The sequence below is a fragment of the Curtobacterium oceanosedimentum genome (assembly GCF_040545555.1).
Classification (GTDB): Bacteria; Actinomycetota; Actinomycetes; order Actinomycetales; family Microbacteriaceae; genus Curtobacterium.
The window spans coordinates 1-26,827 of sequence record NZ_JBEPMD010000012.1; the positions used below are offsets into that span (position 1 = coordinate 1).

General features: G+C 72.7%; 25 protein-coding genes. 16 read left to right on the forward strand and 9 right to left on the reverse strand.

Annotated elements, in window-relative coordinates; genetic code table 11:
- Nucleotides 1-172: 172 nt before the first annotated feature.
- Nucleotides 173-829 carry a histidine phosphatase family protein gene (locus tag ABIC52_RS12710; protein ID WP_354027502.1) on the reverse strand — a complete coding sequence of 219 codons (657 nt, stop codon included), beginning with the start codon at nt 827-829 and terminating at the stop codon, nt 173-175.
- Between the two features lie 27 nt (nt 830-856).
- Nucleotides 857-979 (reverse strand): type B 50S ribosomal protein L36, encoded by a 123-nt coding sequence (gene ykgO, locus ABIC52_RS12715; protein WP_058743312.1) that lies wholly within the window; start codon nt 977-979, stop codon nt 857-859.
- A 58-nt stretch (nt 980-1,037) separates the two neighbouring features.
- On the opposite strand from ykgO, the gene ABIC52_RS12720 reads away from it, so the two are divergent.
- Nucleotides 1,038-2,075, forward strand: a complete 1,038-nt coding sequence (locus tag ABIC52_RS12720) for a GTP-binding protein (protein WP_354027503.1) — start codon at nt 1,038-1,040, stop codon at nt 2,073-2,075.
- 104 nt (nt 2,076-2,179) lie between these two features.
- Here ABIC52_RS12720 and ABIC52_RS12725 read toward each other — a convergent pair whose 3' ends face one another.
- Nucleotides 2,180-3,679, reverse strand: coding sequence for an MFS transporter (locus ABIC52_RS12725; RefSeq protein ID WP_354027504.1), 1,500 nt, complete (start codon nt 3,677-3,679; stop codon nt 2,180-2,182).
- Between the two features lie 189 nt (nt 3,680-3,868).
- Between ABIC52_RS12725 and ABIC52_RS12730 the strand changes: the two genes are divergently transcribed.
- Nucleotides 3,869-4,405 carry a DinB family protein gene (locus ABIC52_RS12730; protein ID WP_209678783.1) on the forward strand — a complete coding sequence of 179 codons (537 nt, stop codon included), beginning with the start codon at nt 3,869-3,871 and terminating at the stop codon, nt 4,403-4,405.
- A gap of 67 nt (nt 4,406-4,472) precedes the next feature.
- Here the strand turns inward: ABIC52_RS12730 and ABIC52_RS12735 are convergent, their stop codons facing one another.
- The gene (locus tag ABIC52_RS12735) at nt 4,473-5,438 is read right to left on the reverse strand and encodes a sugar-binding transcriptional regulator (RefSeq protein WP_126890556.1); all 966 of its coding nucleotides are present in this window, start codon (nt 5,436-5,438) and stop codon (nt 4,473-4,475) included.
- Nucleotides 5,439-5,491: 53 nt separating this feature from the next.
- Complete coding sequence (locus ABIC52_RS12740) at nt 5,492-6,388, reverse strand: GolD/DthD family dehydrogenase (protein ID WP_354027505.1); 897 nt, start codon at nt 6,386-6,388, stop codon at nt 5,492-5,494.
- 142 nt (nt 6,389-6,530) lie between these two features.
- Here ABIC52_RS12740 and ABIC52_RS12745 point away from each other — a divergent pair, with 142 nt between their 5' ends.
- The 7 genes from ABIC52_RS12745 to ABIC52_RS12775 all read left to right on the forward strand — a co-directional run bounded on the left by ABIC52_RS12745 (nt 6,531) and on the right by ABIC52_RS12775 (nt 14,366).
- Nucleotides 6,531-7,706 (forward strand): zinc-binding dehydrogenase, encoded by a 1,176-nt coding sequence (locus tag ABIC52_RS12745; protein ID WP_209678787.1) that lies wholly within the window; start codon nt 6,531-6,533, stop codon nt 7,704-7,706.
- Nucleotides 7,707-7,724: 18 nt separating this feature from the next.
- Complete coding sequence (locus ABIC52_RS12750; RefSeq protein WP_209823881.1) at nt 7,725-9,053, forward strand: MFS transporter; 1,329 nt, start codon at nt 7,725-7,727, stop codon at nt 9,051-9,053.
- A gap of 65 nt (nt 9,054-9,118) precedes the next feature.
- A complete protein-coding gene (locus ABIC52_RS12755; RefSeq protein ID WP_209678791.1) occupies nt 9,119-10,861 on the forward strand; it encodes a dihydroxyacetone kinase family protein in 1,743 nt (580 codons plus the stop codon).
- Nucleotides 10,858-11,352: a ribose-5-phosphate isomerase gene (locus tag ABIC52_RS12760; protein WP_354027506.1), complete on the forward strand. Its 495-nt coding sequence runs from the start codon at nt 10,858-10,860 to the stop codon at nt 11,350-11,352. Before ABIC52_RS12755 ends, ABIC52_RS12760 begins: the two co-directional genes overlap by 4 nt.
- Nucleotides 11,353-11,459: 107 nt before the next feature.
- Nucleotides 11,460-12,530, forward strand: coding sequence for a LolA family protein (locus ABIC52_RS12765; protein WP_209678796.1), 1,071 nt, complete (start codon nt 11,460-11,462; stop codon nt 12,528-12,530).
- Between the two features lie 107 nt (nt 12,531-12,637).
- Nucleotides 12,638-13,537, forward strand: a complete 900-nt coding sequence (locus ABIC52_RS12770; protein ID WP_354027541.1) for an ABC transporter ATP-binding protein — start codon at nt 12,638-12,640, stop codon at nt 13,535-13,537.
- Nucleotides 13,524-14,366 (forward strand): ABC transporter permease, encoded by an 843-nt coding sequence (locus ABIC52_RS12775; RefSeq protein WP_209823886.1) that lies wholly within the window; start codon nt 13,524-13,526, stop codon nt 14,364-14,366. Before ABIC52_RS12770 ends, ABIC52_RS12775 begins: the two co-directional genes overlap by 14 nt.
- A gap of 91 nt (nt 14,367-14,457) precedes the next feature.
- Here the strand turns inward: ABIC52_RS12775 and ABIC52_RS12780 are convergent, their stop codons facing one another.
- Both ABIC52_RS12780 and ABIC52_RS12785 read right to left on the reverse strand, forming a co-directional pair.
- A complete protein-coding gene (locus ABIC52_RS12780; protein WP_209678804.1) occupies nt 14,458-15,519 on the reverse strand; it encodes an NADP-dependent oxidoreductase in 1,062 nt (353 codons plus the stop codon).
- 127 nt (nt 15,520-15,646) lie between these two features.
- A complete protein-coding gene (locus ABIC52_RS12785; protein ID WP_354027507.1) occupies nt 15,647-16,567 on the reverse strand; it encodes a metallophosphoesterase in 921 nt (306 codons plus the stop codon).
- A gap of 59 nt (nt 16,568-16,626) precedes the next feature.
- On the opposite strand from ABIC52_RS12785, the gene ABIC52_RS12790 reads away from it, so the two are divergent.
- Entirely contained in the window at nt 16,627-17,637 is a 1,011-nt protein-coding gene (locus tag ABIC52_RS12790; protein WP_354027508.1) for a threonine aldolase family protein, read from the forward strand.
- Between the two features lie 24 nt (nt 17,638-17,661).
- On the opposite strand, the gene ABIC52_RS12795 is transcribed toward ABIC52_RS12790, so the two are convergent.
- Nucleotides 17,662-18,096 (reverse strand): hypothetical protein, encoded by a 435-nt coding sequence (locus ABIC52_RS12795; protein WP_126890546.1) that lies wholly within the window; start codon nt 18,094-18,096, stop codon nt 17,662-17,664.
- A 39-nt stretch (nt 18,097-18,135) separates the two neighbouring features.
- A complete protein-coding gene (locus ABIC52_RS12800; RefSeq protein ID WP_209823887.1) occupies nt 18,136-19,335 on the reverse strand; it encodes an ROK family protein in 1,200 nt (399 codons plus the stop codon).
- Nucleotides 19,336-19,469: 134 nt separating this feature from the next.
- Here ABIC52_RS12800 and ABIC52_RS12805 point away from each other — a divergent pair, with 134 nt between their 5' ends.
- From ABIC52_RS12805 to ABIC52_RS12830, 6 genes are all read left to right on the forward strand, one after another.
- Nucleotides 19,470-20,768 carry an ABC transporter substrate-binding protein gene (locus tag ABIC52_RS12805; RefSeq protein WP_126890544.1) on the forward strand — a complete coding sequence of 433 codons (1,299 nt, stop codon included), beginning with the start codon at nt 19,470-19,472 and terminating at the stop codon, nt 20,766-20,768.
- Nucleotides 20,769-20,778: 10 nt separating this feature from the next.
- A complete protein-coding gene (locus tag ABIC52_RS12810; RefSeq protein ID WP_238638070.1) occupies nt 20,779-21,729 on the forward strand; it encodes a carbohydrate ABC transporter permease in 951 nt (316 codons plus the stop codon).
- Nucleotides 21,729-22,634 (forward strand): carbohydrate ABC transporter permease, encoded by a 906-nt coding sequence (locus ABIC52_RS12815; RefSeq protein ID WP_174234680.1) that lies wholly within the window; start codon nt 21,729-21,731, stop codon nt 22,632-22,634. The genes ABIC52_RS12810 and ABIC52_RS12815 overlap by 1 nt, the downstream gene beginning before the upstream one ends.
- Nucleotides 22,635-22,732: 98 nt before the next feature.
- Nucleotides 22,733-24,394: a glycoside hydrolase family 13 protein gene (locus ABIC52_RS12820; RefSeq protein WP_354027542.1), complete on the forward strand. Its 1,662-nt coding sequence runs from the start codon at nt 22,733-22,735 to the stop codon at nt 24,392-24,394.
- 224 nt (nt 24,395-24,618) lie between these two features.
- On the forward strand, nt 24,619-25,584 hold the full coding sequence (locus tag ABIC52_RS12825; protein WP_209678815.1) for an ABC transporter ATP-binding protein: 966 nt from the start codon (nt 24,619-24,621) through the stop codon (nt 25,582-25,584).
- On the forward strand, nt 25,581-26,807 hold the full coding sequence (locus tag ABIC52_RS12830; protein ID WP_354027509.1) for an ABC transporter permease: 1,227 nt from the start codon (nt 25,581-25,583) through the stop codon (nt 26,805-26,807). The genes ABIC52_RS12825 and ABIC52_RS12830 overlap by 4 nt, the downstream gene beginning before the upstream one ends.
- Nucleotides 26,808-26,827 lie beyond the last annotated feature (20 nt).

A 26,827-nucleotide genomic window follows, 5' to 3' on the forward strand; every position in this document is an offset into this window, starting at 1 on the left:
GGGGGCGCGCACCGGACGGACTGGAGGCCCGGGGGGGGGGGGGGGGGCGCGCCCCCCCCCCCCCCCCGGGGGGGGGGGGGGGGGCCCGGGGGGGGGGGGGGGGTGGGGGGGGGGGGGGGGGGGGGGCGCCCCCCCCCCCCCCCGCCTCCCGTCCGTCCGTCGTGTCGGCGGGTCAGAACGCGTCGCCGGTCGGGTCCTGCGCCGTCCGGTCGATCAGGTCCTCGCCCCCGACGGGCTCGCCCTCCCAGTCGACCAGGCGCCACCCGTCGTCGAATGACCCCTCGACCTCGACGATGCCGGTGTTCTCGAGGTGCCGCTTCGTGCCGAACTCGTCGGGGGTGTTCTGCGCGACCGCACTGGCCCACGTCCGGATCGCCGCGCCGTGGCTGAACGCGGCAGCGACCTCGACCCCCGACGCGAGGATCTCCCGCACGGCGACGTCGTAGCGCGCGAAGAAGTCGTCGCCGCTCTCGCCACCGGGCATCCGGCTCGCGCGGTCGCCCGCCGACCAGCCGTGCACGGTCGAGATGTACAGCTGCACCGAGGTCCGGTCGCGCTTGCCCTGCAGGTCCCCCGCCTCGATCTCGCGCAGTCCGGGGAGCACGACGGGTTCGATCCCGAGTGCGGCGGCGAGCGGCGCCGCGGTGAGCTGCGTCCGGACCATCGACGAGACGAAGAGCCGCTCGATGCCGCGGTCGGCCAAGGCCGCCGGCAGCGCGTCCGCCTGCTGCTGCCCGAGCTCGGTGAGCCCGGGGCCGGGTGCCTCGGCGTCGAGCACGCCGTCCACGTTCGCGGGGGTCTGGCCGTGCCGGATGAGCAGGAGTCGCATGATCCCACCCTACGGACGGCCGGTGACCTACCCCTGGCGGGCCTTCCAGCGGGGGTCACGCTTGTTGATGACGTACACGCGTCCACGGCGACGCACGATCTGCGAACCGGGGATCTTCTTCAGCGCCTTGAGCGAGTTGCGGACCTTCACGGGGCTCCTTCCTGCACCGACTCCTTGTTGAGAACGGTTGTCATGTAGGGTACTCGACATGCGCCCCGCAGCAACCACCCTCGTCACCGCCCTGCACGATGCCGACGCCGTCCGCACCGCCGCACGGATCAGCAGCGGCCACCGCATGCACGTCGCCGGCAACGCCCTCGCCGCAGCCCGGGGCATCGCCGCGCGCCGCGACCAGCTCGACCGGGTGTGCGGGCCCGACGCCGACCACGACCTGGTCGTGACGCTCGCGCCCGAGGTCGACGTCCGCGCGGTCGGCATGATGCTCGCGAACGCCGCACGCTCGGAGACCGGGGACGACCGGGTCCTGCGCCACGTCGTCGCCGTGCTCCGTGCGGACGACGTCGCCCACCTGCTCTGGTCGGACGTGGACGACGCCTTCGTGGCGGCCGAGCGGGTGGTCTCCGTCGTCGAGTACGCCACGGTGATCGCACTCGACCGCATCGAGCCGCTGTCCGGTCGACGGCGTCGTGCGCTCGTGGCACTGCTCCACCGCATGGCGCCGCACGCGGTGATCGTCGCGGCGCCCACCCTGCGCAGCCCGCTCGACCTCCCGGCGTCGAACGGCGGCGCGGCGCGGCTGCTGGTGTCCGGCGCCGGATGGATGCGCGCGCTCTCGACCGACGCGGACCGGGCCGACACCGGCCGCGGTCCGCGGGACGACCTGGTGTCGATGCGGTACCGCGAACCCCTGCCGTTCCACCCGGGCCGACTCGCCGACGTCATCGCACACGACCTCGCCGCGGGGGCGAACGGCCGTGTGCTGCGCTCGAAGGGCTTCTTCCGCCTGGCGTCCCGCCCGGACCACGTCGGGTCGTGGTCGAGCTTCGGGGCGATGCTCGCGCTCGACCCCACGGCGAACCCGTCCTGGGACGAGGACGCACCCGTCGGTCAGGCGATCTGGTTCGTCGGCGAGCGCCTCGACGTGCACGCGATCGAGCGGGCCCTCGACGGCGCCCTGCTCACGCCGGACGAGCTGCTCGCCGGACCGGACGTCTGGCGACGGTGGGCGGACCCGTTCCCGGTGTGGCCGGCGCTCGACCCCTCGCACGAGCACCGACACGACTGACCGACGCCGGGCGCGTGCCCGGACGGACAGCGACGTCGCACGCGTCGATCGACACGTGCGACGTCGCTGTCCGTGTGCCGGTCACCCGAGCGAGCCGGTCGCCCTCAGCGCCGGACGGCGTCCGCCCGGTCCTGCGCCGCGAACGGCAGGTCCCCCAGGTCGAGGTTCGGGTTCGTGTCCTGCGTGAGCACGAGCTCGCGCGCCTCGTCCTCGGACTCCACCGCGGGCATCGACCCCGGGAGCGGCCGCTGCGACGACTCCCGCATGCAGAACACGCCGATCGCCCCGACGATGCTCATCGCCACGAGGAAGTACGCGGGCGCGAGCTGGTCCCCGGTGGCGGTCAGGAGTGCCTGCACGATCAGCGGTGTCGTCCCGCCGAACACCGCGATGGCGATGTTGTACGCGAAGCCCATGCCGCCGTAGCGGGTCGACGTCGGGAAGAGCGCGGGCAGCGACGCCGCCTGGTTCGACACCCACAGCGCGGTCATCAGCGCCAGCAGCCCGAGACCGGCGAGCGTCGACCACTGCGCACCGTGACCGATGAGCAGGAACGCGGGGACGGCGAGCACGACCGTGGTGCCGGCGCCGATCCACATCACGGTGCGGCGCCCGATGCGGTCCGACAGCCGACCGGCGACGGGCAGCATCACGGCGAGGAGCACGAGGACGGGGATGGTGAGGAGCGTGCCGTCGATCGCGGAGTAGCCGAGCGAGTCGGTGAGGTACGTCGGCATGTACGAGGTCAGCGCGTAGCCGACCGTGTTCGAGGCGCCGACGAGCATGATCGCGATGACGATCGGGCGCCAGTGGTCCCGCACCATGACGAGCACGTTGGCGGGGCGACCGCCCTCGGCTGCCTCGCGGTCCGACGCAGCGGCCTCCTGCGCGGCCTGGGTCGCCTGGAAGACCGGGGACTCCTCGATGCGCAGGCGGAACCAGATCGCGACGACGCCGATCACACCGGCGAGCAGGAACGGCAGGCGCCAGCCCCAGGCGGTCATCCTCTCGTCGCCCAGCGTCACCTGCAGCACGGTCACCACGGTGGCGCCGAGCGCGAAGCCCATGTAGCTGCCGAAGTCGAGGATGCTCGCGAAGAAGCCGCGTCGGCGGTCGGGTGCGTACTCGGTGACGAACGTGGTGGCGCCGGCGTACTCACCACCGGTCGAGAAGCCCTGTGCGAGCTTCAGCACGACGAGCACGACCGGAGCGACCGCACCGATGGTCGACCACGCCGGCAGCACCCCGATGAGGAAGGTCGACGACGCCATCAGGACCAGCGTCGTGGCGAGCACCTTCTGCCGACCCAGCCGGTCCCCCAGCCGCCCGAACACGATCCCGCCGAGGGGCCGCGCGACGTAGGTGGCCGCGAACACCCCGAGGCTGAAGAGGATCTGCACCGACGGCTCGGCCGTGGGCAGGAACACCTTGCCCATCGTCACCGCCAGGTAGCCGTAGACCCCGACGTCGTACCACTCCATCGTGTTGCCGACGACCATGCCGCTGACGGCCCGGCGCATCATGCTCTTGTCGACCACCGTGACGTCGCTGACCCGCAGACGTCGGGGCGGTGGGGTGGTGGTACTGCTGGGGTCGGAACCCATACGCGATCTCCTCGTGGTGGGGCGGGCCGATCGGTACCGGCCCGGAACAGCCAGCTACGGTACCGACCGACCGACATGTCACTGGTCGGGGATTCACAGGTACCGGCGTGTCACCCGGACGGGGGTCACCGCGCTTCCGCTCGCCGGTGCCGATGTGCCGCGAGGTCACGAGGCGGTAACGTCGGCCCCGTGGCGATCGAAGCGGACACGAAGGACTGGACCTGGGTGATCGGCAGAGCCTGCCCCGACTGCGGATTCGACGGCGCGGCCCTGGCGTTCCGTGACGTCCCGGCGGTGCTCACCGACAACGCCGCCGCCTGGCCGGAGCAGCTCGCCCGCGACGACGTGCGGCAGCGCCCCGACGACCACACGTGGTCGCCGCTCGAGTACGGCGCGCACGTCCGCGACGTCCACCGGAAGATGACGGAGCGCCTCCAGCTCGTCCTCGCCGAGGACGACCCGGCCTTCCCGAACTGGGACCAGGACGCCACCGCCGTCCAGGACCGCTACGACGAGCAGGACCCGGCGGTCGTCTCCCGGGAGCTCACCGACGCGGCGCGCGCCGCCGCGGCCGCCTTCGCAGCGGTCCCCGACGACGCCCTCGGGCGGACCGGTCGCCGGTCGGACGGCAGCGTCTTCACGGTCGCGACCCTCGCGACCTACTCCGCGCACGACCCGGTGCACCACCTGTGGGACGTGCGCCGGACCGCCGACCGCACGGAGTGACGGACGGGAGGCGCGGTGCCGGCCCGCACCGCGCCTCCCGTCCGTCCGTCCGTGGTCGCGTCGCGGCTCAGGCGAGCGCGTCGAGCAGGGCGCGCGCGGTCGCGGCGTCCGTCACGAGCTCGTTGATCATGCCCGCGCGGACGGCGCCGATGATGCTCGGTACCTTCGCCGCCCCGACGGCGACGCCGACCGCGTGCGGGACGCCCGCGAGGACCGCACGCGAAGTCCGGACCATGCGCTCGCTGCCGGGGAACTCGATCGGCGACCCGTCGGCGGCGAAGAAGTTCAGGCAGACGTCACCGGCGGCCTGGTCGAAGACGGCGTCCTCGACCGGGATCCCCCGCGCGAGTGCGTCGCGCGTCGCGGTCGGCGCACCGACACCGAGGATCGCCCCCTTCGCGCGCCCCCAGAGCCCGACGACGTGCTGGAAGGCGGGGTCCTCGTCGAGCGACGCCCGCATCGCGGCCGACGGCAGGGCCTGCGCGAACAGGAACGCCGGGATCGCACCGGAGTGCTCCGCTGCGGTGCGGGTGATCTCGTTCGTCTGGAACCACGGCATCGGGTCCGCCTGCCCACCGACGGTGGGGACGAGCTGCACGCCCGCGAGCGGCGGCATCCCCGTCTGCGCGACGTCGTAGACCGTCCGCCCCGAGGACACCAGGACCGCGTCACCAGGGGTGAGTCCCATCCCCTCGACCGCGGTCGCGATGGGGGCGGCGAGGTCGGCGCCGAGCGTCGTCTGGTGCGTCACGGCGGCGAGGTGCACGGCGCCGAGGCCGAGCACGACCTGCAGCCGTTCGGCGAGCGCGACGGTCTCGTCCTGGAAGGGGTCCACGACGTCGATGCGGACGAGGCCGGCACGACGGGCCTCGGCGACGAGGCGGCTCACCGTGGGGCGGGAGACCCCGAGGCGTGAGGCGATCTCGACCTGGGTGGCGTCCTCGAGGTAGTACATCCGCGCCGCCTGGTAGACGGTGTCGAGCGGGAAGCGGGCCCGCGACCCCTCGGCGCCGGTGGTGCTCTCGGAGGACATGCTGCGGGACCCTTCGGATCGGTCGGACACTCGGATCGTAGTCCGACCGAGGGTCACCGGATCGTGAACCCGCCGTCCACGCGGAGGTCCGCGCCGTTCACCATCGCGGCACCGTCGCTCGCAAGGAACAGCACCGCGGCGGCGATCTCGGCGGGGGTCGCGAACCGCCCGGTCGGGATCTCGTCCTGGTGCCGGAGGCCAGCCTCGTTCCCCCAGGCCGCCCGACCGAGGTCGGTGAGCACGACGGTCGGCGAGACCGTGTTGACCGTGACCCCGCGTCCGCCCCACTCGAGCGCGAGCACCCGGGTCAGCCCGAGGACGCCGGCCTTCGACGCGCAGTAGGCAGCGTGCCGGTCGAGGCCGACGTGGGCGGCCTGCGACGCGATGTTCACGATCCGGCCGCCGCCCGCGGCGAGCATGTGCCGCCCGACGGCCTGCGCCAGCCGGAACGTCCCGGTCAGGTTGACGTCGAGCGTGCGCGCCCAGGCCCCGGCGTCGAGGTCCTCGGCGGCGTCGAGCGCGACGATGCCGGCGCAGTTGACGAGCACCTCGATCGAGCCCGCGGCGTCGACGACCTGCTGGACCGCAGCGGCGACGGAGCCGTCGTCGGTGACGTCGCACGCGAGCCCGAGGTGCGCGCCGGTGGTGACGGCGGGCAGCTCGGCGGCAGCCTCGGCGGAGGGGTCGGCCCTGACGTCGACGATGGCGACCCGGGCACCGCGCGCGGCGAAGGCGTGCGCGATCGCGTTGCCGATGCCGGACGCGCCGCCCGTGACGACGGCGGTCCGGCCCGTCAGGTCGTTGGTCAGGTCGACGGCACCGGGGCCCGGTCGGAGCGCGGCGGCGAGGTCGGTTTCCGCGGCGAGGTCGGTGTCGGCGGTGCGGTCGGTGTCGGCGGTGCGGTCGGTGTCGGCGGTGTCGGCGGTGCGGTCGGTGTCGGCGGTGGTCATGGTCGCTCCCTTGCGATGCGCGGTGGTCGAGAGGGAACCGTACCAGAAATTGTGTTCTGGACATCTGTTCCCGACCGTGTACAGTCGTCGCCGAACCATCGGAACGGGCGCACCGCCCGGCTGACCAACGGAGGACCAGCACATGTCGACGACGACGACCGAGACCCCGGCGCAGGGCGACGCGCACCGCCAGATCCCGACCACGATGCGTGCCGTCGTGGTCCACGGCCCCGGCGACTACCGACTCGAGGAACGCCCGGTCCCGCAGCCCGGACCGGGCGAGCTCCTGCTCCGCACGGACGCCGTCGGCATCTGCGCGAGCGACCTGAAGTGCTACCACGGCGCCGCGAAGTTCTGGGGCGACGAGAACCGCCCCGCGTGGGCCGAGCGGGACCGCATCCCCGGTCACGAGTTCGTCGGGACGATCGTCGCGGGTGACGACGTCGCGCTCGCGAAGCGCGGGGTGTCCCTCGGCGACCGGATCGCCTGCGAGCAGATCGTGCCCTGCTGGGAGTGCCGGTACTGCCTCGAGGGTGCCTACTGGATGTGCAACGTCCACGACATGTTCGGCTTCAAGGGCTTCGACGGCGCCATGGCCGAGTACGTGCTCGTGCCGTCGAAGGCCCTGACGCACCCGGTCGACCGCTCGCTGCCCGGCCAGGTCGCCGCGTTCGCCGAGCCGCTGTCCTGCGCCTTCCACGCCGTCGAGCGCGGCGACATCCGGTTCGGCGACACCGTGGTGATCGCCGGCGCCGGCCCGATCGGCCTGTCCGCCATCGCCGGTGCCCGCCAGAAGAACCCGCTGCGGATCATCGCGCTCGACGTCGTCGACGACAAGCTCGCGCTCGCCCGCAGGGTCGGTGCCGACCTCACGATCAACATCGCACACGAGGACGCCGTCGCTCGGGTGAAGGAGCTCACCGACGGCTACGGCGCCGACGTCTACATCGAGGCGACCGGCCACCCCTCAGCCGTGCCGCAGGGGCTGAACCTGCTCCGCAAGCTCGGCACCTTCGTCGAGTACTCGGTGTTCAAGGACGCCGTCTCGGTCGACTGGTCGATCATCTCCGACGACAAGGAGCTCGACGTGCGCGGTGCCCACCTCGGCCCGCACACCTGGCCGGCCGCGATCAAGCTGCTCGAGTCGGGCACGCTGCCGATGGACGACATCTGCACGCACCAGTTCCCGCTCGAGGACTTCCAGCAGGCGCTCGACCTGGTCGGCGACTCGGCGGGCGCGTCCGTCAAGGTGTCGATCGTCCCGTCGCTGTCGGCGCCCACCACGTCCGTCCCGACCACGCCCGCCGCGCGGGCCTGAGCGCCGAGGAGTCCCGCGATGTCGACGACGACCGCGCGCACCACCACTGCGCCCACGACCACCACCACCCGCCCCGAGGGTCGGCTCGACCGGATGGGCATCCCCCGTCCGCTCGCCCTCGGCTTCGTCGCCGTGCTGGTCTTCATGACCGGCAACGGTGTCGAGTCGAACTTCATCACGCCGCACATGGTCGCGGTCCTCGGCAGCCCCGAGGCCACCGTCGCCACGATCGTGACCTGCTACAGCCTCGCCGCACTCATCGGCAGCTACGTCTCCGGAGCCCTGTCCGACCTCGTCGGCCCACGCCGGGTGATGATCCTCGGATTCGCCGTCTGGGTCGTCTTCGAGGTGCTGTTCCTGCTGGCGCTCGACGTGGAGAGCGTCCCCTTCGCCGCCGTGGCCTACGCCCTGCGCGGGTTCGGCTACCCGCTCTTCGCCTTCGCCTTCCTGGTGTGGGTGAACATCACCACGCCGGTCGAGCGCAACGGCGCAGCGGTCGGCTGGTTCTACGTCGCGTTCACGGGCGGTCTGCCGACCCTCGGGTCGCTGTTCGCCATCGGGGCGATCCCCGTGTTCGGCGGCGGCGCGGTGGGCGAGACGGGCGCGATGATCGCGTCGATCGGCCTGGTGGTCGCCGGGTTCCTGATCATGCTGTTCGGCGTCCGCCTGCCCAACGGCTTCTCGCGGATCGCGCCGGCCGGCGAGAGCGCCTGGCGGGTCCTGACGAGCGGCATCCGGCTCACCGCGACGCGACCGAAGGTCCTGATGGGCTTCCTCGTCCGCCTGATCAACACCGCTCCCGAGTTCGGCATGTTCGTCGTGCTCCCCGCGATCATCGCGAACGACCGCGGCTGGGGACAGAGCCGGTGGCTGCTCATGACGGTCTGCGTGTACGCGACGAACATCCTGGTCAACGCCCTGTTCGGCTGGGTCGGCGACCGCATCGGCTGGCAGCGCACCGTGAAGTGGTTCGGCATCGTCGGCTCCGCGACCGGGCTCGTCGCCTGGTGGTACGTCCCGCAGCTCGTGCCCGCCGGGTCCGACTGGGGCTACGTGCTCTCGGTCGTCGCCGGCTGCGTCTTCGGCTGCCTGCTCGCGGGCTTCGTCCCGATGGGCGCGATCATGCCGGCGCTCGCCCCGGAGCACAAGGGCGCCGCGATGGCGATGTACACGACGGCCGCCGGTGGCGCGGCCTTCCTCGGCACCGGCGTCGTCGCGGCGGTCTTCGCGCTCGGCGGCGGCGGCCAGGCGGTCACGTGGACCTTCGTCGGCCTCTACGCCTGCGCGTTCGTGATGATCCACTTCCTCGACGTGCCCCAGGGGCGCCCGCACCGCGGCGCCCGCTGAGACACGTCACCTCTCCCTCCACCCACCCCGGACCCCGGTCCACCGCACGACAGGAACGCACTCTCATGACCACGATCCACGACGACCCCGAGGACTTCGCCGACGACCAGCTCGCCGGCTGGCTGGCCCTGTACGCCGACCGGGTCCGCGGCGTGCACGGCGGGGTGGTCGCCCTCCCGACCGAGGGCGCCGACCCGCAGGTCGCCGTCGTCGTCGGCGGCGGCTCCGGGCACTACCCCGCGTTCTGCGGTGTCGTCGGCCCGGGCTTCGCCACCGGTGCCGTCGTCGGCAACGTCTTCACGTCACCCTCGGCGGCGCAGGTCTACTCGGTCGCCAAGGCCGCCGACCAGGGCCGCGGCGTCGTGCTGTCCTTCGGCAACTACGCGGGCGACACGATGAACTTCGGGCTCGCCGCCGAGCGACTCCGCGCCGAGGGCATCGACACCCGCATCGTCGTGGTCACCGACGACGTGGCCAGTGCGGACGAGGTCGCGGAGCGTCGGGGCATCGCCGGGGACTTCTCGGTCTTCAAGGCGATGGGTGCCGCAGCCGCCGCCGGTGCGGACCTGGACGAGGTCGAGCGGGTCGGTGCCGCCGCGAACACCGCCACCCGCACGATCGGCGTCGCGTTCTCCGGCTGCACCATGCCCGGCGCCACCGAACCGCTCTTCTCCGTCCCCGACCGCCACCTCGGGCTCGGGCTCGGCATCCACGGCGAACCGGGCATCCGGGACGTCCCGGTGCTGCCCGCCCGGGAGCTCGCCGCACTGCTCGTCGACCGGCTGCTGGCCGAACGCCCCGAGGGTGCCGGGCCGCGGGTCGCACCGATCCTCAACGGCCTGGGCGACACCAAGTACGAGGAGCTCTTCCTGCTGTGGGGCCGGGTACTGCCCCTCCTGCAGGACGCGGGCCTCGAGGTCGTCGAGCCCGAGGTCGGGGAGCTCGTCACCAGCCTCGACATGGGCGGGTGCTCGCTGACGCTGCAGTTCCTCGACGACGAGCTCGAACGGTACTGGCGCGCGGACGCCTACACGCCGGCGTACCGCAAGGTCGCCGCGCCGGTCGCCGCGCTCGTGCCGGCCACCGCGGTCGCCGAGGCCGCGGCGGAGGCGACGGTCGTGCCGGAGGCGACCGGCGCCTCCCGGCGGGCAGCCGAGTCCGCACGCGTCGCCGTCGCGGCGATGGACGTCCTGCTCCGCGAGCAGGAGGAGACGCTCGGCCGCATCGACGCGGTCGCCGGGGACGGCGACCACGGTCGCGGCATGGTGAAGGGGATCGGTGCGGCCCGTCGCGCGGTCGAGCAGACCGACCGGGAGGCCGGGGTCGCCTTCGTCCTCGGCCGCGCCGGTGAGGCGTGGGCCGCGTCGGCCGGTGGCACGTCCGGTGTGCTGTGGGGTGCGGCTCTCGAGGCCTTCGGCCGCGCGCTCGGCGACGACGCCGACGAGGTCGGCGCGGCCGAGGTCGTCACCGCGGCGCAGGCGTTCGCGGACTCGATCGTGCACCTGGGCGGTGCGTCCCGCGGCGACAAGACGCTGCTCGACGCCCTGCTGCCGTTCGTCGACGCGCTGCGGTCCCGGGTCGACGACGGCGCCGACCTGTCGGAGGCGTGGCAGGTGGCGGCCGGGGTCGCGGTCGCGCATGCCGCGGCCACCGCGGACCTCCGACCGAAGGTCGGGCGTGCCCGGCCCCTGGCCGAGAAGAGCGTGGGGACGCCCGACGCGGGCGCGACCTCGATGGGGATGGTCCTCACGCGGATCGGCGAGGTGCTCGCCGACCGTGCACGACGACGCGAAGGAGTGGACGCATGACGTACCGGTTGGTGGTGGGCTCGGACGACGCGGGCTTCGACTACAAGGAGGTCATCAAGCGTGACCTCGAGGCGGACGACCGCGTGGTGAGCGTGGTCGACGTGGGCGTGGACACGGACGGGCACACGGCGTACCCGCACGTCGCGGTCGACGCCGCGCGGATGGTCGCCGACGGCGAGGCGGACCGGGCGATCCTGGTCTGCGGGACCGGACTCGGTGTCGCGATCAGCGCGAACAAGGTGCCGGGCGTCCGGGCGGTCACCGCGCACGACTCGTTCAGCGTCGAGCGCTCCGTGCTGTCGAACGACGCCCAGGTGCTCTGCTTGGGGCAGCGCGTGATCGGACTCGAGCTCGCACGTCGTCTGGCGACGGAGTGGCTCGGGTACACGTTCGACCCGTCCAGCGCCTCTGCCGAGAAGGTCGCGGCGATCTGCGGCTACGACGGCTCGGAGCCGGTGGGGGCCGACACCGCGGCGGCGACCGGCCGCTGACCGTCGATCCCCAGCGCGCTGTCGGGTGCGCGACGTACGGTGCTCGCGCACCCGACGCTCCACGGTGACGCCGCTCGTGCACCCACCGCTCCACCGAAGGGGACCCGATGAAGAAGTCAGCCTGGCTGCCCGCCGCGATCGCGCCGGTCGTCGTCGCCGGAGCGATCGCCGCGCCCGTCATCGCGAACGCCGCCTCCGAACCGGTCGCCGGCTCGGACCCGACCGCGGCCGACGTGCTCGCGAGCATCACGGCCTCGCGCACCGCGCAGTACTCCGGCACGCTCTCGCAGACGAGCGACCTCGGGTTGCCCGAGCTCCCCTCCGGCAGCGGCGGGTCCTCGCTCGAGGGCGACGCGTCCGACGTCCTCGGACTGCTCACCGCGTCGCACACCGCGCGGCTGTACGTCGGCGGCGAGGACGAGCAGCGCTTCCAGCTCACGCAGCAGCTGGCGGAACAGGACGTCGTGCGGAACGGGTCGGACGTGTGGACGTGGGACTCGAAGGCGCGGAAGGCCGTGCACCTGACGCTCCCCGCCGGCTCCGACGCCCCCACGGCCGGCGCGACCACGCCGGCGCAGGCAGCCGAGCGCGCGGTCGCGGCGATCACCCCGAGCACCCGGGTGTCCGCCCCGACGACGGTCCGGGTCGCCGGACACGAGGCGTGGCAGGTCACCCTGACGCCGAGGTCCGACGACACCCTGGTCGGCACCGTGCGGCTCGCGGTCGACCAGCAGACCGGCCTGCCGCTGCGGGTCACGGTGACGGCGGCCGGGCAGCAGGACCCGGCGTTCCAGGTGGGGTTCACGAGCCTCGACTACGGCGCACCCGACGCACGACTGTTCGACTTCACGCCGCCGGCCGGCGCCGAGGTCACGACGAAGGACCTCTCCGCCGCCCAGCAGTCCGGGCAGGGCGGTCGGGCACACGGTGGCGAGCGGGGCGGTGTCGAGCCGACCGTGACCGGATCCGGCTGGGACACCGTGGTCGAGCTGCCCGCCGGCGACCCCGCTCGGACGACCCGGGACACGGACGCCACGGCGCTCCTCGACCAGCTGACGAAGCCGGTCGACGGCGGTCGGGCGCTGCAGACCTCGCTCGTGTCGGTCTACCTGACGGACGACGGTCGGGTGCTCGCCGGTGCCGTGCCGGTGTCCGCGCTGGTCGCCGCCGCGAAGTGACGGCAGCACGGCAGCCGGACGACGCAGCACGGCCGTCCGGTGACCCAGCACCGCAGCCGGGCGACGCGGCGCCGCAGTACGCGGTCCGGACCGAGGCGCTCGTCAAGGTGTTCCGGAAGCAGCGCGCGGTCGACGGGATCGACCTCGCCGTGCCCCGCGGATCGGTCTTCGGTTTCCTGGGGCCGAACGGCTCCGGCAAGACCACCACGATCCGCATGCTGCTCGGACTGTCGTCCGCCACGAGCGGCACGATCGAGGTGCTCGGCCGACCGGTGCCCGGTGCCCTGCAGGTGGTCCTCCCCCGCGTCGGCGCGCTCGTCGAGGGTCCGGCCGCGTACCCGTACCTGTCCGGCCGGGCCAACCTGCAGCGGTTCGACGCCGCCGACCCCAGCTCGGACCCGCGCACCCGCCGGGACCGCGTCGCCGCCGCCCTGGAGCGCGTGGGGCTCACCCACGCCGCGGACAAGAAGGCGCACGCCTACTCGCTCGGCATGAAGCAGCGCCTGGGACTGGCGGACGCCCTGCTCGCGCCGCGCGACCTGCTGGTGCTCGACGAGCCGACGAACGGCCTCGACCCGCAGGGCACGCGCGAGGTCCGGAACCTCATCCGATCCCTCGCCGACGACGGCACGACGGTGTTCGTGTCGAGCCACCTGCTCGCGGAGATCGAGCAGGTCTGCACGCACGCCGCGGTGATGCGGAGCGGCCGTCTCGTGGCGCAGGGGTCCCTCGACGAGCTCCGGTCCACCGGCGGACGGACCGTCACCGTGCGGACGCCGGACGTCGGCGAGGCCTCGGCGGTCCTCGTCCGGATCGGGCTCGTCCCCCGCCGGGACGCCGGCCCGGACGCCGTGGTCGCCGACCTTCCCGCCGACGTCGAGCCCGAGACCGTCACCGCGGCGCTCGTCCGCGCCGACGTCCGCGTGCGGGGCATCGCCGTCGGTGGCGGCACGCTCGAGGACCTGTTCGTCGCACTCACCGGGGAGGGCTTCGATGTCGCAGCATGACACCGTGCGCCGCCCGACGCGGCCGTTCGCCCTGCTCGGGTCCGAACTCGCCCTGGTGTTCCGCCGTCGACGGACCTGGGCGATGCTCGGTGCGCTCGCCCTGGTGCCGGTGCTCATCGCGATCGCCGTCCGCCTGACGACCGACCGCAGCTCGGGCGGCCCGGCCTTCCTCGGCGACATCACGAACAACGGCCTGTTCGTCGCCTTCACCGCGCTCACCGTCTCGATCCCGCTGTTCCTGCCGCTCACCGTCGGCGTCGTGTCCGGCGACACCGTCGCGGGCGAGGCGTCCCAGGGCACGATCCGCTACCTGCTGGTGGCGCCGACCGGGCGGCTGCGGTTCGTCCTCGTCAAGTACGCGGGCGCGGTGGCGTTCTGTCTCGCGGCGACGCTCCTCGTGGTGCTCGTCGGAGCAGCGGTCGGCGCGCTGCTCTTCCCGATCGGACCGGTCACCCTGCTGTCGGGGACGCAGGTCGGCGGCTGGTCCTACGCCGGCCGGGCCGTGCTCCTGGCGCTGTACGTCACGCTCTCGATGCTCGGACTGGCCGCGATCGGGCTGTTCGCCTCGACGCTGACGACGGTGCCGGTCGGGGCGATGGCCGCGACGGTCGTGCTCGCCGGGGTCTCGCAGGTGCTCGACCAGCTCCCGCAGCTCGACTGGCTGCACCCGTTCCTGTTCTCGCACCTCTGGCTCGGGTTCGGGGACCTCCTCCGCGACCCGATCTCCTTCGACTCGTTCGGGTCGAACGCGCTGCTGCAGCTCGGCTACGTCGCCGTGTTCGGTGCGCTGGCGTACGGCCGCTTCGCGACGAAGGACGTGCTGAGCTGACCGACGGCCGGCCGACGGCCGCGACGGCTGCCGGACACGGATCGGGCCCGGCCTCCCTCAGGAGACCGGGCCCGATCGTGCCGGGGTCGGCTCACGCCGTGGGGCTCGCCGATCCGCCGGCCATCGTCTCCGTGTCCGCCCCGCGCTCGTCGGCGTACCGGTCACGCAGGTCGCGGGCCTTCTCGGAGCGGTACCAGTCGAGCCGAGCGCCGGTCTCGACGGTCTGCATGCCGATCACGACCTTGCCGCGGGAGCGCATCTCGGCCAGGTCCTCGTACGCGTCGACGATGTACTCGAACGGGTAGAAGCCCGAGATGAGCACCTGCACGCGGCGGTCTTGCACCGCCTTCGCCAGCAGGGTCAGCAGGTCGCGGGCCTCCTCGTCGTCGGCCGGGGCCCGCAGGAACCGGATCTCGACGTCGCGCCGGTGCTCGGAGGTCACCAGCCGCTCGGCGGGCACACCGAGTCGCGAGGCCAGGTCCGCCGCACCGCCACCGCCGTGGTTGTCGATGAACGCCGTGATCGGCCGACCGCCCGCGATCTCGCGGATGCGGTCCTCCTCGCCGTCACCGTAGGCGACGGGCAGGGTGCCGATCTGCCGCAGGTAGTCGTGGTTCCGCGGACTCCCGAGGGCGATCACGGTGGCGCCGGCGTCGTGCGCCAGCTGGCACTGGATGTGTCCGACCCCGCCCGCTGCGGCCGAGATCACCACGGTGTCCTCGGGGCCGAGGCGCAGGTTCCGCACGATCGTCGCAGCGGTCGCGCCGGCCAGGTACAGCCCACCCGCGACCTCCCACCCGACGTGCTCGGGCTTCTTCACGACGGCTCCGCGGGGCACGCGGACCCAGGTCGCGTGGGCGCCGCCCTCGGGGGCGTGTCCCATGACCTCGTCGCCGACCTTGAGGTCGCGGACCTCGGCGCCACGAGCGCGGACGATGCCCGCGAAGTCGACGCCCTGGTGCGCCGGGAACTCGAGGTCGATGTGGTCGCGCAGCTTCCCCTCGCGGAGGAACCGCTCGACGTGGTTGAGACCTGCGGCGACGACCTCGACGACGATCTCGCCGGGTCCGGGTTCGGGACGTTCCTGCGGGACGAGGTCGACGACGTCGAACCCGCCGTACCGGTCGTACTGCACGGCACTACCGATGCGCATGGCTGACTCCTTCCGTGGTCATGGCTCCGGTGTACTCGCGCCGACGGGACGGTGTCCGTGAGCGAGGGGTACCGGCCTGCGGACGGGAGGCGCGGGGCGGGCCGGCAGCGCGCCTCCCGTCCGGCGGTCAGCGCGCGGCGGGTCCCGCCTGCTCCGCGATCCGCGTGACGGTCTCGGCGTCGAGCGCGAAGGCGAGCGCGTCGCGGTCCGGGTCCGGGACGCGCACCGGCGTCGACCAGACGGAGCCGTCGGCACCGACGTCGACGATCAGTGCGCCGTGGGCGACGTGGGCGGACTCCTCGTCGTACGGGCCGACGACGTCCGTGTCGTTGGCGACGCCGGGCGCGACGAGCACCGGGACGCCGGCGAGCGAGCCGACGGCGTGGTGGTGCTGGTGCCCGCCGAGGACCACCCGGACGTCCGAGCCGTCGAGGACCTCCGCGAGGTCCTCGGGGTCCTGCAGGCGGAGGGCCTCGTGCAGGAGCGTCGGCGAGGGGACCGGCGGGTGGTGGAGCACGACGACCGTGCCGTGCGGCACGGGCTCGCCGGCCAGCGCCGTCCGGAGTCGCTCGAGCGCGGTGTCGCCCAGCGCGCCGTAGCCCGCCCCGGGGACGCTCGTGTCGACCGTCACCACGCGGAAGCCCGCGACGACGGACTGACCGGAGACCGGCACGGACGGCGGCGTGTACTCCATCGTGTGCGCGAGCGGGGTGCCAGCCTCGCCCAGGACGTGGCCGTTCGCGAGGACCTGGCGGAACCCCTCGCGGAGGTCGTGGTTCCCGGGCACCAGCACGAGCGCTGCCCCGTGACGCTCGGCCCACGCGCCGATGCGCTCGCGAGCGGTGCGGTACGACTCGGGGCTGCCGTCCTCGGAGACGTCCCCCGAGACCACGACCAGGCCGACACCGGGGACGCCGTCGACGTGGGCGAGCACCGCGTCCAGGGCCGCCGTCGTGTCGACCGACCCCTGGTGCAGGGCTCCGTCGCCGGTCAGGTGGGTGTCGGACAGGTGGAGGATCCGGAGGCTCCCGGCTGCTGGCGGCTGCATGCGGCTCACGGTAGCCGCGGTGGTGATCCGGGGTCTGGACGGCGGGTTAGCGTTGCCTGGTGACCGACGCTCCGATCGACCTGCGCTCCGACACCGTGACCCGGCCCACGCCCGCGATGCGCCGGGCGATGGCCGAGGCCGAGGTCGGTGACGACGTCTTCGGTGAGGACCCGGAGACGAACGCCCTGGAGCGCGAGGTCGCGGACCTGCTCGGGCACGAGGCCGGGCTGTTCACCCCGACCGGCTCGATGGCGAACCAGCTCGGCCTGCGGCTGCACGTCGCACCGGGCGAGGAGCTCCTGGCGGACGTCCGGGCACACGTCGTCCGCGCCGAGCTCGGCGCCGCGGCCGTGTTCTCCGGCATCACGACGCGCACGTGGCCCTCGGAGCGCGGGCGACTCGTCGCGGCGGCGGTCGCCGAGGTGGCGGAGCCGAACGCCGGCGCGTACAGCGTGTCGACGACGGCGATCGCGATCGAGAACACGCACAACTTCGGCGGCGGGACCGTGCAGCCCGTCGACGAGGTCCGCGCCGTGCAGGCCTTCGCGTGGGAGCACGGCATCGCGGTGCACCTCGACGGCGCCCGGCTGTGGAACGCGCACGTCGCGTCCGGGGTCCCGCTCCGCGAGCTCGCCGCCGGCTTCGACACCGTGTCGGTCTGCCTGTCGAAGGGCCTCGGAGCACCGGTCGGCTCGGTGCTCGTCGGCTCCCGGGAGCACGTCGACGCGGCCCGGATCTGGCGGAAGCGCTACGGCGGGGGCATGCGGCAGACCGGGTTCCTGGCCGCTGCCGGTCGGTACGCGCTCCGGCACCACGTCGACCGGCTCGCGGAGGACCACGCGAACGCGCGGGTGCTCGCGGCGGCGCTCGACGTCGACCCGACGACGGTCGACACGAACATCGTCTTCGCCGAGGTGTCCGACCCGGCGGCGTTCGTGGCCGCGGCCGCGGACCAGGGCGTCCGGGTGATGCAGCTCGGCCCGAGGAGCGTCCGGCTCGTGACGCACCTCGACGTCAGCAGCGAGCAGGCCGCTCGTGCCGCCGATGTCCTGGCGTCACTCCCCCGCTGAGGACGGGCCGCGTCCTCGAGCCGCTCAGTCGCACATCCAGCGCGAGCCGAACGCGTCGTGGACCCGGCGCAGCGCCTCCGGAGTGCCCCACTCGTGCACGTCGACGCAACCCGGACCGGCCTGCGCTGCGACGACGCCGAACCGCCCGACACCGCTGTACGAGTACCGGACGTCCGACGAGCCCGCCTGCGAACCGACGCCGATCGACTCCTCCGGCAACTGCAGCTGACCGCCGTCGGGGAAGACGAGCACCTGACCGACGGGCTCGCACGCCGGCAGGTCGTCGGACGCGAGCGCGGCGACCGGCACGGGCGCTGCGTGGTCGCACGCCGGGAGCGGGACCGCGTCGCTGCCCGTCAGCGTGAGGACGCCCTCCTGCGGGCCGACGGCGACGCATCCGGTGAGCACCACCGCGAGCACGCCGAGGACCACGGGGACGAGGACGGCCCGGTTCGTCACGTGCCCATTCTGGCGCGGAACACGCCGCGGCGTCAGCGGTCAGGTCGCGAGGGCGGAGGTCTCCGCCGGCAGCGGGAACGCCAGTGGGTCGGCGTGCACGAGGTCGAGCGCACGCGCGACGGCTCCGAGCACGACGACGTCGCCGCCGAGGCGGGAGGCCACGACCTCGGGCGTCGGGTCGTACTCCCCGGTCGCCAGGCGCTCGCGTGCACGCTCGATCACCGGCGCTGCTGCATCGGCGATCGCCCCGGCGACGACCACGCGGTCGATGTCGAGCAGGCTCGCGAGCAGGACGCACACCCGGGCGAGCCGGTCGCCGAGCCGGTCGACGACCTCGAGCGCGACCGGGTCGAGCAGCGCTGCGGCGGCGAACACCGCCTCGGCCCCGGGCTCCTCGGCCCCGCCGAGCAGGGACGCCGGCCCGACGAGCCCCTCGGCGCGGGCCTCGCGGACGAGCTCGCGGGCGGTGCGACCGATGCCGTTCGACGAGGACACCCCCTCGACCAGGTCGAGCACCCGGAGCTCACCCGCACCGCCCCGGGCACCGCGGAGCAGTGCGCCGTCGACGACCAGGCCGGCGCCGAAGCGTTCCCCGGAGAGCAGCGCGGCGAAGGACGCGTCACCGGAGGAGGGTCGCTCGGCCAGCGCCGCAGCGTTCGCGTCGTTCTCCACGACCACGACACCGTGGGGCACCACGTCGGCGAAGCCCGGGTTCATGCTGTCCCAGAACCCGCCGTCGCGGGGTGAGGCGCCGAGCGAGTCCACGGGGGCCGGGATGCCCACGACCGTCACGAGCACGCGAGCCGGGTCGACGTCGGCCACGGCGAGCGCTGCCGCGATCGTCTCGGTCGTCACCCGGAGTCGGACGGGCACGTCGAGTCCCGACTCCCCGAGCGCGCCCTCGGTCCGGGCGAGCACCGTGCCGCGGAGGTCCGCGACGAGCGCCGTGACGCGGTGCTGTCCCGCGTCGACACCGACGACGACGCCGGCGTCGGCGTCGAGCTCGTAGCGTCGCGCGGGTCGGCCCTTCCGGTACTCCCCCGCCGCGCGGGCGTCGTCGAGGTCGCGGAGCCAGCCGAGCCGGACGAGTTCCGCACACGCGGCGAGCACGGTCGACCGGGTCAGCCCCGTCGCCTCGATCGCCTCGGTCGCCGTGAAGGCCCCGGACAGCGGGTCGAGGGCGTACGCCAGGACCGTCTCGGCGCTGGTGGCGCGGGGGGTCACACGGCGTTGCGGCATGCGCCGACCCTACCGCCCGAAGAGTTGCTTGCGCGATTAGATTTTCTGAGTAGATTTACTCTCGCGAGCCGACACCGACGCCGGCACGCGAGCCGGAACGGCAGGGACGCCGGGTCCGGACGGACGGAGACGACGTGCAAGCACACGCCACCACCAGGAGCGCGGCCGGGGTCACCCGCCGCGGGTTCCTGCTCGGTGCGGGCGGTATCGGCGCGGGCCTGGCACTCGCCGGGTGCGCCCCGCTCGGAGGATCGAGCAGCCGACCCGAGACCATCACCTTCTACGTGTCGAAGCCCGAGGTCATCGGGTACTTCGACGACGTCATCGCGAAGTTCCACGACAGCCAGTCGAAGATCCGCGTGGTCCGCGACTCGACGTCGAACATGTCCGCGAACTTCGTCCGGAACCGGCCGCCGGACCTCGGGTGCCTGAACTACAACTACGCGATGGTGTCGTTCGTCGAGCACGGGGCCCTGACCGACCTGTCCGACCTGCCCGAGAAGGACACGATCAACCCCGACCTGTGGCCGCTGATGCAGCAGACCGCGGACTACCCGGGTCGGACGAGCGTCCTGCCGTACTCGGTCACCGCCGCGTCCGTCATCTACGACAAGCAGCTGTTCGCCCAGCAGGGCCTCGAGGTGCCGACGACCTGGAGCGCGTTCACCGACGTGTGCAAGCGACTCGTCACGGCCGGGATCACCCCGATGTACGGCACCTACAAGGACAACTGGACCATCGCCCAGGGCATGTTCGACTACTCGGTCGGCGGCATGCTCGACGTGCCGGCGACCTTCGCGGCACTCGACAGCGAGGGCACCTCGGTCGGCAGGGGGTCGAAGGTGTCGTTCGAGAAGGACTTCGCCGCTCCGGTCGGACGCATGGTGGACCTGCTGCAGTGGCACCAGGAGGGTGCGGCCAGTCGGGGCTACGGCGACGGCAACCTGGCGTTCGCGCAGGGGAAGGCCGCGATGTACCTGCAGGGCCCGTGGGCGCTCGGCGAGATCGCGAAGACGAACCCCGACATGGACCTCGGCACGTTCCCGTTCCCCGCGACCGACGACCCCGCCGACAACAAGGTGCGCGTCAACGTCGACCTCGGGCTGTGGATCCCGGAGGCGTCCCGGAAGCAGGAGGCCGCCCGCGAGTTCCTGTCCTTCCTGATGAGCCCGGCGATCAGCGACCAGTACAACGCCGACAACAACGGCTTCGGCGTCCGCAAGGACTCCCCGCCGGTGTCGAACCCCGCGCTCAGCGGCATGCAGGACTCGTACGACCGCGCCGCGTTCTACCTGGGCGCCTCGCAGCTCATCCCCGCCGAGATCCCGGTGGCGAACTACCTGCAGTCCATCGCCTTCGGCGGTGCGCCCGAACCGCAACTCCGCACCCTCGACGGCGACTGGGCGCGGCTCGCGCTCCGGTCGGCCGCGTAAGGAGACGACCTTGGCCACCACGACCACCGAATCGATCACGACGGCGGACCGCCGCCGCCGGGGCGGAGCCGCACCGCGCCTCCAGGCCGGCAGCCGCGGACGCGGGAAGCGCGTCGACCCGCTCTTCCTCGTGTTCCTCGTCCCCACGCTCGTGCTCTTCACGCTCGCCATCACGCTCCCCGCGGTGATGGGCATCGTGCTGAGCTTCACGAACTCCGTCGGCTTCGGCGAGTTCCGGTTCACCGGCCTGACGAACTACGTCGCGGTGTTCTCCGACCCCGCGATCCTGCAGGCGTACCTGTTCACCATCGGCTTCTCGCTCGTCACCGTGCTCCTGGTGAACGCGGTCGCGTTCCTGCTCGCGATCGCGCTGACGTCGAAGATCCGCGGCAAGATCGCGCTGCGTGCGGTCTTCGTGCTGCCGATGGTGATCTCCGGCATCGTCATCGCCTACGTGTTCTCGTTCCTCTTCGCGAACAGCCTGCCGGCGCTCGCGTCCGCGCTCGGCTTCGCCCCGCTCGAGCAGAGCATCCTGGCGAACCCGGACCTGGCGTGGGTCGCGATCGTCCTCGTGACCGCGTGGCAGGCGATCCCGTCGACGCTCCTCATCTACATCGCCGGCGTCCTGTCGATCCCCGGCGAGGTCTACGAGGCGGCGGCGCTCGACGGCGCCAGCGCGTGGCGGCAGCTGGTCTCGATCACGGCACCGCTGACGGCGGGCTACATCCTCATCAACCTGGTGATCGGGTTCAAGAACTTCCTGAACTCGTACGACATCATCGTCGGCCTGACCGACGGTGGCCCGGGCACCTCGACCACGTCGGTCGCGATGTCGATCTTCAAGGGCTTCAGCGGCGGCGACTACGCGTACCAGATGGCGAACGCGACGATCTTCTTCGTGATCGCCGTGGTCATCGCCGTGATCCAGCTGCGGGCGACCCGCGGGAAGGCAGCGCTCTGATGACCATGCAAGCACCCCTCCGCCCGGGCACGACGGCCACCGGCAGCATCCGGTCCGTCGACGCCGACCGCACCGCCGGACGCCGCGGCGAGCGCTTCAACTGGCCGGTCACGATCGTCCTCGCGCTCTGCACGCTGTCGGTCCTCGTCCCGCTGTACGTCACCGTGACGATGGCGTTCAAGACGACGTCGCAGGCCGTGGACGGCAACGCGTTCTCGCTGCCCGCGCCGTTCAGCGTCGACGGCTTCGTGCAGGCCTGGGAGCTGACGGACTTCCCGCGGGCGTTCGGCGTCTCCGTGCTCATCGCGGCGATCACCGTCGTCGGCACGATCCTGCTCGCGTCCTTCACCGCGTACGCCATCGCCCGGAACTGGGAGCGCCGGTTCTTCCGCTGGTCGTTCTTCTACCTGCTCGCCGCGATGTTCCTGCCGTTCCCGGTGCTCGCGCTGTCGCAGGTGAAGCTCACCGGTCTCGCCGGACTGGACAACCCGTTCGGCGTCGCGATCCTGCACGTCATGTTCCAACTGTCCTTCAGCGTGCTGCTCTTCACCGCGTTCCTGCGCTCGATCCCGGCGGAGCTGGAGGAGAGTGCACGCATCGACGGCGCGAGCACGGGGCAGGTGTTCTGGCGTCTGGTGTTCCCGCTCCTCGCACCGATGAGCGCCACCGTCGGCATCTTCGCGTTCCTCGCATCCTGGAACGACTTCGTGATGCCGTCGCTGATCACCTCCGACCCGGCGCTGCAGACCCTGCCGGTGCTGCAGCAGATGTTCCAGACGCAGTTCAGCAACAACTACAACGTGTCGTTCGCCTCGTACCTGATGGCCATGGCACCGGCGATCCTCGTCTACCTGGTCACCCAGCGATGGGTGATGGCCGGTGTGACCCAGGGCGCGATCAAGTGACGACCGCGACCGAGGCCGCGGCTGCGGCCTCGGTCTCCGACGACACGACCACCACCACCACCACCACCACCACCCGCACGACCAACGAAAGGCCCGACGTGACCGACACGCTCGTCCAGCCCGCAGCATCCACCGACGCCGAGACCTGGTGGCGCCAGGCGAGCGTCTACCAGGTCTACCCGCGCTCGTTCGCCGACGCGGACGGCGACGGGGTCGGTGACCTGCGCGGTGTGACCTCGCGCGTGCCGTACCTCGCCTCGCTCGGGATCGAGGCCGTCTGGCTCAGCCCGTTCTACCCGTCCGCACTGGCCGACGGCGGCTACGACGTCGACGACTACCGCGACGTCGACCCGCGCCTCGGCACCCTCGCCGACTTCGACGACATGGTCGAGGCCCTGCACGGCGCCGGCATCCGCGTGATCGTCGACATCGTGCCGAACCACACGAGCGACCGGCACGAGTGGTTCCGCGAGGCCCTGGCGTCGCCGAAGGGCAGCCCGGCTCGCGACCGCTACGTCTTCCGTGACGGCACCGGTCCCGACGGGTCCGAGGCGCCGGCCGACTGGGTGTCGATCTTCGGCGGCCCGGCGTGGACCGCCGTGGGCGACGGCCAGTGGTACCTGCACAACTTCGCGAAGGAGCAGCCCGACCTGAACTGGGCGAACCGCGAGGTGCGCGACGACTTCCTGCACACGCTGCGCTTCTGGTCGGACCGCGGGGTCGACGGCTTCCGCATCGACGTCGCGCACGGCCTGGCGAAGGACCTGCCCGCGGGCGAGCTGCCCACCTGGGCCGAGGTCCTGGCGGCACCGAAGGACGGGTCGCACATCCTCTGGGACCGCGACGACGTGCACGAGATCTACGCCGAGTGGCGGAAGGTCTTCGACGAGTACACCCCGGCCCGCACCGCGGTCGCCGAGGCGTGGGTCGCCGCGGACCGCCGCGCCCGGTACGCGAGTGCCGAGGGGCTCGGGCAGGCGTTCAACTTCGACCTGCTCGAGGCCGACTTCGACGCGCAGCAGTTCCGCACGATCATCGAGTTCAACCTCGGCCTCGCCGAGCAGTCCGGGTCGTCGACCACGTGGGTGTTCTCGAACCACGACGTCGTCCGGCACGCCACCCGCTACGCACTCCCCGCCCGCGACGGCGACGAGCAGAAGCAGGGGTCGGCGTGGCTGCTCGCCGGAGGCGACCAGGCGGCGCTCGACCGTTCGCTCGGCCTCCGACGCGCCCAGGCGGCGACGCTCCTCGAGCTCGCGCTGCCCGGTTCGGCCTACCTGTACCAGGGCGAGGAGCTCGGGCTGCACGAGGTGGGCGACATCCCGGACGCCGACCGCCAGGACCCGGCGTTCTTCCGGAACCCGGGCGTCGACGTCGGCCGTGACGGCTGCCGCGTCCCGATCCCGTGGACGCGGCAGGGGTCGTCGTTCGGCTTCGGCGAGGGCGGCTCGCACCTGCCGCAGCCGGCGTGGTTCGCGCGGGTCTCGGTCGAGGCGGAGGACGCCGACCCCGACTCGACGCTGAACCTGTACCGGAAGGCCCTGGGCCTGCGTGGCCAGCTGCAGTCCGAGGAGCACCTCGAGTGGCTGGAGACCGGCCGCGACGACGTGCTCGCGTTCCGCCGGCCGAACGGGTGGACGAGCGTCACGGTGTTCGGCGACGAGCCCTACGCACTCCCCGCCGGCGAGCTGCTGCTCGCCTCCGCGCCGGTGGCAGACGGCGCACTGTCGGGTGTGGGGACCGCCTGGTTGCGTTCCTGAGGCGACCAGTCGGCGGTCTGGAGGCGCGGTGCGGGCAGGCACCGCGCCTCCAGTCCGTCAGGGGGTCACCCCGCGTGCCTGGCGGAACCGGGCGTACCCGGCCGGAACGGGCGTACCTGATCGAGCCGTTCGACCAGGTACGCCCGTTCTCGCTTCCCATCGCAGGCGTTATGGGAAGGAACGGGCGCGCTGAACTCGCGGTGTCGGTCGGTAGGGTCGGCACCATGAGCGGTGCGGCCATCAGCGTGCGGGACTTCGTCATGCGCTTCGGCGACCGGGACGTCGTCGACGGGCTGTCGTTCGACGTCGCCCCCGGCGAGACGTTCGGGCTGCTCGGCAGCAACGGCTCCGGCAAGACGACCACGATCCGGGCGCTCCTCGGCATCACGACGCCGACCTCCGGCACGCTGCACATCGACGGGGCGCCCTACCGTCCGGCGACCGGAGGGATCGGCTACCTGCCCGAGGAACGCGGGCTCTACCGCAAGGAGTCCGTGCTCGACGTCATGACCTACTTCGGCACGCTGCGGGGGTTGCGCCGTTCGGAGGCCGCCGCCTGGAGCACCGAGTACCTGGCGCGCGTCGGGCTCGCGGACCGCGCGAAGCTCCGGGTCGACAAGCTGTCCGGCGGGCAGCAGCAGAAGGTGCAGCTCGGGATCACGATCATGGACCGCCCGCGCCTGCTCATCCTCGACGAACCGACGAAGGGCCTCGACCCGGTCAACCGGCGGCTGCTGCTCGACCTGGTGGACGAACGGAAGGCGGACGGCGCGACCGTGGTCCTCGTGACGCACCACATGGACGAGGTCGAGCGGCTCTGCGACCGGATCCTGCTGCTCAAGGACGGTCGGGCGGCCGCGTACGGCAGCATCCCCGACGTGCAGGACGCCTTCGGTGGTGCCGTCGCCCGGGTGCAGCTCACCGGCTCGGTCCCCCGCTCCCCGCTGTACGAGCTGGCCCGGCACGAGGGGCACGTCGCGCACCTCGTGCCCACCGCGGACGCGGCCGTCGACGGGTCGGACGTCCTCGCCTCGCTCGTCGCGGCCGGGGTGCACGTCACCGGGTTCGAGATGCGACGGATCCCGCTCGACGAGATCTTCGTCCAGGTCTACGGCCACGACGCCGGTGAGGACCGGTCCGCGGACGGCCCGACGACGACCACGGGCACCGCGAGCGGGGCAGCCGCGTGAGCCGGCTCGGGACGGTCGTCCGCTTCGAGTTCGTGCGCGCGATCAAGAAGCCCGCGTTCTGGATCGGCACGCTCGCGCTGCCGATCGTGGTCGTCCTGGTCTCGGTGCTCGTCGGCATCGGACAGGCGGCCGGCTCCGACTCGATCTCGGCGAGCACGTCGGCGGCGAAGACACCGTTCCGGTACGTCGACCACTCCGGTCTGGTGTCGGCCAGGATCGCCGCGGAGTGGGGCGGCTCGCCCTCCGACGACCCGGCAGCCGACCGGGCGGCAGTCCGGGCGGGCACGCTCGAACTGTTCGTCGAGTACCCCGAGAAGCCCTCGTCGCAGTCGATCCGGCTGGACGCCGCCGACCGCGGACTGTTCGAGAACGGCGGGTACTCGACGCTCGCCGAACGCGTGCTCGAGCGGAGCGTCGCGGACTCGGTGGGCGACGACGAAGCCGTCGCGCTCCTCCGGGCACCGCCGTCCACCGACCTGACCACGTACGCGGACGGCCGGGTGGCGCCGGGCTGGTTGTCGATCGTGCCGCCCCTGCTGTTCCCGCTCGCGTTCTTCGGGATCGTGATCCTGCTCGCGACCCGGATGGTGACGGTGGTGGTCGAGGAGAAGGAGAACCGCATCTCCGAGATGATCCTGACCACGGTGACGGCCGGCGACCTGATCCGGGGCAAGGTCCTCGCCATGCTGCTCGTCGGGCTCGTGCAGGTCGGGGTCGTCGTCCTGCCGGGACTCGCGGTGGCACTGGCTGCACTGCCCCTGGTCGCCTCGCGGCTCGGCGGTCTGACGGTGGACCCGTGGCGGATGGTCGTCGGGGCCCTGCTGCTCGTCGGCGGGGTGCTGCTCGCCTGCGGCCTCTTCGTCGCCGTGGGTGCCGCCGTGCCCTCGATCAAGGACGCCTCGACGCTGCAGTCCGCCGCGATCTTCGCCCTGATCATCCCCCTCTACGCGGCGTTCTTCGTGATGACGACGCCCTCGTCACCGGTGGCGGCGTTCTTCACGTGGTTCCCGACCTTCACGCCGATCACGGCGATGGTCCGGAACGCGGTCGGGTCGCTGTCCGTCGTCGAGTCGGTCGTCTGCATCGTCGAGGTGTTCGCCGTCGCCGCACTGCTGCTCTCGTTCGCCGAGTACCTGTTCCGCCACTCGGTCGCGCAGTACGGGTCGAAGGTCAGCCTCAAGCAGATCGCCGGGTGGCGGAAGGGCCGGCCCCGGACCCGCTGAAGCGGGCGCGACCCGCTGAA

What these genes read in the sequence shown, in the direction of transcription:
- ABIC52_RS12710 (WP_354027502.1), bottom strand. Translation starts at nt 829, where the DNA reads ATGCGACTCCTGCTCATCCGGCACGGCCAGACCCCCGCGAACGTGGAC.
- ABIC52_RS12720 (WP_354027503.1), top strand. Translation starts at nt 1,038, where the DNA reads ATGCGCCCCGCAGCAACCACCCTCGTCACCGCCCTGCACGATGCCGAC.
- ABIC52_RS12725 (WP_354027504.1), bottom strand. Translation starts at nt 3,679, where the DNA reads ATGGGTTCCGACCCCAGCAGTACCACCACCCCACCGCCCCGACGTCTG.
- ABIC52_RS12735 (WP_126890556.1), bottom strand. Translation starts at nt 5,438, where the DNA reads ATGTCCTCCGAGAGCACCACCGGCGCCGAGGGGTCGCGGGCCCGCTTC.
- ABIC52_RS12740 (WP_354027505.1), bottom strand. Translation starts at nt 6,388, where the DNA reads ATGACCACCGCCGACACCGACCGCACCGCCGACACCGCCGACACCGAC.
- ABIC52_RS12745 (WP_209678787.1), top strand. Translation starts at nt 6,531, where the DNA reads ATGTCGACGACGACGACCGAGACCCCGGCGCAGGGCGACGCGCACCGC.
- ABIC52_RS12750 (WP_209823881.1), top strand. Translation starts at nt 7,725, where the DNA reads ATGTCGACGACGACCGCGCGCACCACCACTGCGCCCACGACCACCACC.
- ABIC52_RS12755 (WP_209678791.1), top strand. Translation starts at nt 9,119, where the DNA reads ATGACCACGATCCACGACGACCCCGAGGACTTCGCCGACGACCAGCTC.
- ABIC52_RS12760 (WP_354027506.1), top strand. Translation starts at nt 10,858, where the DNA reads ATGACGTACCGGTTGGTGGTGGGCTCGGACGACGCGGGCTTCGACTAC.
- ABIC52_RS12765 (WP_209678796.1), top strand. Translation starts at nt 11,460, where the DNA reads ATGAAGAAGTCAGCCTGGCTGCCCGCCGCGATCGCGCCGGTCGTCGTC.
- ABIC52_RS12775 (WP_209823886.1), top strand. Translation starts at nt 13,524, where the DNA reads ATGTCGCAGCATGACACCGTGCGCCGCCCGACGCGGCCGTTCGCCCTG.
- ABIC52_RS12780 (WP_209678804.1), bottom strand. Translation starts at nt 15,519, where the DNA reads ATGCGCATCGGTAGTGCCGTGCAGTACGACCGGTACGGCGGGTTCGAC.
- ABIC52_RS12785 (WP_354027507.1), bottom strand. Translation starts at nt 16,567, where the DNA reads ATGCAGCCGCCAGCAGCCGGGAGCCTCCGGATCCTCCACCTGTCCGAC.
- ABIC52_RS12800 (WP_209823887.1), bottom strand. Translation starts at nt 19,335, where the DNA reads ATGCCGCAACGCCGTGTGACCCCCCGCGCCACCAGCGCCGAGACGGTC.
- ABIC52_RS12815 (WP_174234680.1), top strand. Translation starts at nt 21,729, where the DNA reads ATGACCATGCAAGCACCCCTCCGCCCGGGCACGACGGCCACCGGCAGC.
- ABIC52_RS12825 (WP_209678815.1), top strand. Translation starts at nt 24,619, where the DNA reads ATGAGCGGTGCGGCCATCAGCGTGCGGGACTTCGTCATGCGCTTCGGC.